We start from the raw sequence: 3869 nt of genomic DNA, 5'->3' as shown, positions 1-3869 counted from the left end.
GGATTGTCCTCGATATATCCTGCTTTTTCGAGCCAGGTAAAGAAGCTTTTAAGTGCCGTCAACACTGCCCCTACAGAGCCTTGCTTCAACTGCCGACCCGACTCCAGATAAGTCTTGTAGCGTTTCAGGTCATTCATGGTAATCTGGTGCCAGTCCTTGTTCACCCACAGACTGAACTGTCGTAAATGTCGTTCATAATTACGACGAGTGTTGGCCGCCAGGTTCTTCAGGGTGAGGAACTGTTCGATTCGTTGCGATCTCAGATTCACCACTGCTGGCTTCACAGGGTCTGGACTCGGCTCTGATTTTTCCGCACCAAACTCAATAAGTCGGACTTGCGGAATGTCGGAAGTTTGAGGGAAACGCGACATGAATTTGACCACTGAATCAGCACTTGCGGATCACTATATTGAATAGCATTTTAATTCCGATTTGTGGCCACAAATCGGAATTAAAATGCTATTCAAGTATCAAAGCCTTTCCGTGTATTGTTTTGAACGAATCTCAACGGTCTAAAGATTTTGACGATTTAGTGTATTTTTTATCTGCTTGTTCGAGAATATTCTGAAGACCAGACTGTAGTTGTCACCGAAACTTGGAATTGGGGTATTGGGTTTATATGGGATTTGATTAGGAGATCCAATCTACTGCGAAGTTTGACTTATTGTTCGTCAAGAACTATTTGCGTATTCAAAGATAGACTCACTGAAAGTCTTTAACTAAATTGATATAACAGTAGGCCAGCTTCCCTGAAACCAATGTAGAGTTAGAAATCCCGGCAAAGTTGACAGGTGAGCAAAAGATAAAAAGGTTCAGAAGAAAAATCGCTCAGACTTTAGTAACTCTATACACAGTTCCATCATCGGCATATGGTGACATAGATCCCTAAAGAATTATTGTATTTAACCAATAAGGATTGTATAGCTTAGTTTTTATTTCTATCCTATTTTGAATGAAGAAAATAACTATTCGCTACATCAGTTTAAAATTCTCATGATTCTCACAACTTTCTCATGAATTTAGTCTTACAGTTTACGAAGGTGATAGTCTATTAATTGGCGAAAGCTAGCAATGAGATCTCAAAGTGAATAGAGCAACACCCAAAAATTTGGTTGGCGAACCGTAGTGAGATGTCTTCTAAATAGTATTTTTAGTTACAGGCTTAAAAACGTGATTACTCCAGTAGATAGAATCAATAATTGGAAGGTTAGGTTTCCTCACAAGGTTCAAAGGCTAAATACAAATTAAGATGGCAAATCAGCCCTTTGAGTTGATTGGACTACTCAATGTTCATGGCAATATTCTAGAGGTAAACCAAGTAGCGCTTGATGCGATTGGTCTAGAAAAAACTAATATTCTAGGTCGATTATTCTGGGAAGCTCCTTGGTGGACACACTCACCAGACCTTCAAAAGCAAATACAAGAATCCATCGCTCAAGTATCTCTGGGGCAAGGGATTCAGCAAGACGTCACCTATGCCAGTCCATCGGGTATTTCCAGTTCTTTCACACTGTCGATGAAACCCATTCACTCAGAAATAGGACAAGTTATCTATTTAGTGGTAGAGGGTTACTCAAATCGGACTTATGGCCCACGGATAAACGACCCCAAACTTAATCAGGCAATAGAACCTGAGTTGCAATCCCGAACGAGGCACCTAGAAGAACAACTCGCCCATAAGCAACTGCTCGCCAGTATTACCCAGAATATCCGACAGTCTTTAGACTTTGACGAAATTTTAACTACAACTGTTACCGAAGTCCGTCAAGTTTTACAAGCAGATCGAGCACTTATCTTTCATCTCACCTCAGAAGGATCTGGGATAGTCATTAAAGAATCTGTCGTACCAGAATACCCGGTGACATTAGAAATGATGTTCCCGGATGAATGTTTTCCGGAAGAATGCTATGAGCATTATTGTCAGGGGAACCCACGCATTGTTTTAGATGTATTCAAAGATGAATGGGCTGACTGTCTGGCCGAGTTCATGGAACAGGTTGGGGTTAAAACGAAAATCGTTGCGCCTATTGTACAAATGGGTGACAATCGTTTGCCACGGGTGTGGGGTCTGTTAATTGTACATAGCTGTGATTACTATCGTCAGTGGCAACCAAGTGATGCTGAACTCCTACAAGATATCAGCAATCAGTTGGCGATTGCGCTGACACAAGCTGACCTCTACTCCCAGCTTCAAACTAGTGAAATGCATCTGCGTAATGCGTTCGACAATGGGGTGAATGGGATGGCCATGCTCACCATGAGCGGACAGTTCATGCGAGTCAATCCGGCCCTCTGCCAACTCCTTGGCTATTCCAAATCTGAACTTCTCCAGATAGAAATTCAGGATCTTATCCAGCCACAAGAACTCGATCGACATCGCAACCACATCCAAGATTTAATCGCAGATCGGACATCTACTCTCCAGATTGAAAGTGAGTTGCGCCATAAATCGGGTAAGACCCTATGGACCATTTCTAGTGCCTCCCTCGTCCACGATACTCAAGGAGAGCCACTCTATTTCGTAGTACAGGTCCTAGATATTTCCGAACGCCGTGCTCTGGAGCAGATGAAAAATGAGTTTATCTCCAGTGTCAGCCATGAGCTGCGTACACCGCTTGCCTCTATTCATGGCTCTCTAGGACTTTTGGCATCTGGAGTACTTGATGAGCAGCCTGAAACAAGTAAACAGATGCTTGAGATTGCTGCTACTGAGTCAGAACGGTTAGTTCGCCTGGTGAATGACATCTTAGATTTAGAACGTCTCGAATCCCACAAAATCATGTTGCATCAACAGTGGTGCAGTGCTTTATCGCTGATGCAAAGAGTTGTTGAACTCCTTAGTATTAAAGCTGATAACAAAGATATCCGCCTTTTCGTTACACCGACTGTCCATCAAGTCTGGGTGGATGAAGATCGCATCATACAAGTTCTAGTGAATCTAGTTAGCAATGCGATTAAATTCTCAAGTCCTGGATCAACGATATGGATGAGTGTTTTAACTCAAAATAGTGAAAGCAGCCTGCCATCACAAGGTAATCAGCAAGATATCCCCCAGCTTTCTCTTGAAAAGGGTATTTCAGCTACATCACAGGTGATATTCCAAGTCAAAGATCAAGGTAAAGGAATTGCAGCGGATAAATTGGAAATCATTTTTGATCGATTTCAACAAGTCAATGGTTCTGATTCCCGTGAATATGGAGGAACAGGTCTCGGCTTAGCTATCTGCCGAAATATTGTTCACCAGCATGGCGGCACGATTTGGGCAAAAAGTGAGCTGGGCTTAGGCAGTACTTTTTACTTTACGCTCCCTGTCCCTGAAAGCAGCTAGTGTCAGGTTAGTAGTAGAAGGCTCACTTACTTTAGGACAAGCAGATCTGATGTCAGAAAAACATATACTCCTCATTGACGATGAAGCTTACATCAGAACGATAGTAAAGACTTGTCTGGTTACTTATGGTGGATATAAAGTGTCAATGGCTGAGTCTGGTCCAGAAGGGCTATTAAAAGCTAAGCAAGAGCATCCAGATGCAATATTGCTGGATTATATGATGCCAGGGATGGATGGGATAATGCTTCTGCGAGAGTTGAGGAAGGATGCATTAACCCAATCCATGCCAGTGGTGATGATAACAGCAAGGGCACAGCCTTCGGATCAATTGAAATATGCTGAATTGGATGTACTTGGAGTAATTAGCAAGCCTTTTGAGCCCTTAATGTTAACGACTCAGGTGGCTCAAATGTTGGGTTGGGAGTTAGGCAAATAAATTTGGTGTAACTATCCTTCTTAAGCCTCCGGTTTGACCGGAGGACTCGTAAGGTTTAACCTTCCCTGCGGTCATAGTCCTATCCCAAAACTTCGGGAGTTGCTA

3 protein-coding genes are annotated in these 3869 nt (G+C 42.6%); 2 read left to right on the top strand and 1 reads right to left on the bottom strand.

Going from position 1 to position 3869, the window contains the following annotated elements:
* Positions 1-371 (bottom strand): phage integrase N-terminal SAM-like domain-containing protein (locus tag Q0991_RS04250; RefSeq protein ID WP_299485822.1); only part of this gene is annotated, 371 nt, incomplete at its 3' end.
* Between the two features lie 878 nt (positions 372-1249).
* Here Q0991_RS04250 and Q0991_RS04245 point away from each other — a divergent pair.
* Positions 1250-3328, top strand: coding sequence for a PAS domain S-box protein (locus Q0991_RS04245; protein ID WP_299485821.1), 2079 nt, complete (start codon positions 1250-1252; stop codon positions 3326-3328).
* Positions 3329-3377: 49 nt separating this feature from the next.
* Positions 3378-3764, top strand: coding sequence for a response regulator (locus tag Q0991_RS04240; RefSeq protein WP_299485819.1), 387 nt, complete (start codon positions 3378-3380; stop codon positions 3762-3764).
* Positions 3765-3869 lie beyond the last annotated feature (105 nt).

It is taken from the genome of Acaryochloris sp. IP29b_bin.137 (genome assembly GCF_028285745.1).
Taxonomy (GTDB): Bacteria; Cyanobacteriota; Cyanobacteriia; order Thermosynechococcales; family Thermosynechococcaceae; genus Acaryochloris.
This window is presented reverse-complemented; position numbering and strand designations above follow the sequence as displayed.